Annotated in this window: 1 protein-coding gene; it reads left to right on the top strand. The window is 53.0% G+C overall.

Annotated features, from left to right (window positions below; all coding sequences use genetic code 11):
* Positions 1-728, top strand: a 728-nt coding sequence (locus R7Z77_RS25420; protein WP_318137056.1) for a 3-phenylpropionate MFS transporter, incomplete at both ends; no start/stop codon positions are given.

Below are 728 nucleotides of genomic sequence, written 5' to 3'. Positions count from 1 at the left end.
TCATTGCGGGTTCAACGGTGGTGGGTTTCCTTGTCGCAGAATTTGGCTCGGATATGATTCTGTACACCGCGATGGTGGGGGTGTTCTTTTCATTGCTTTTCGCGATGCGCAGCATCAATCCAATGCCTGTCACTCGCGGTGACCAGCATGCTGAACGTCCGAAATTATCTACACTGCTTACCGATAAATCAGTGGTGAAGTTCTTGGTTTTGGTGTCGCTTATCCAAGGTAGCCATGCGGCGTACTACGGCTTTAGTGCCATTCACTGGAAAGCGGCGGGTCACTCAGAAGACGTGATCGGCTACTTGTGGAGTCTGGGCGTTGCGGCAGAAGTGGCTGTGTTTGCATTGAGTAAGCGTCTGTTTGCTGGCTGGGCTCTGCGCACGCTGTTTATTGTTGCAGCTTGTGGTGTGATGATGCGTTGGGGAATGACCGCTGCAACAACGTCTATCGTTGCGTTGGTTATCGTGCAACTTCTGCACGGTGTGACATTCGCGACGGCGCACATTGCGGCCATTCAATACATCCAAAACTCTGAAGAGCACAAAATGGTGGCGCTGCAAGCGCTATACAATGCAATTCCGCTTGGCGCATTTATCGCGCTGATGACGGTGCTCAGTGGTTGGGGTTACGAGCACTGGGGGGCGCTGGTGTTCTGGGGTATGGCGGCAATGGGCCTATTGGCGCTGTTCATCAAATTGGACCCTCAAGAGCCTAGCCACAACGTG

The sequence above is a fragment of the Vibrio sp. 1401 genome (genome assembly GCF_033340295.1).
The sequence above is the reverse complement of the archived record's forward strand: the minus strand, read 5'-3'. Positions and strand labels throughout refer to the sequence as shown.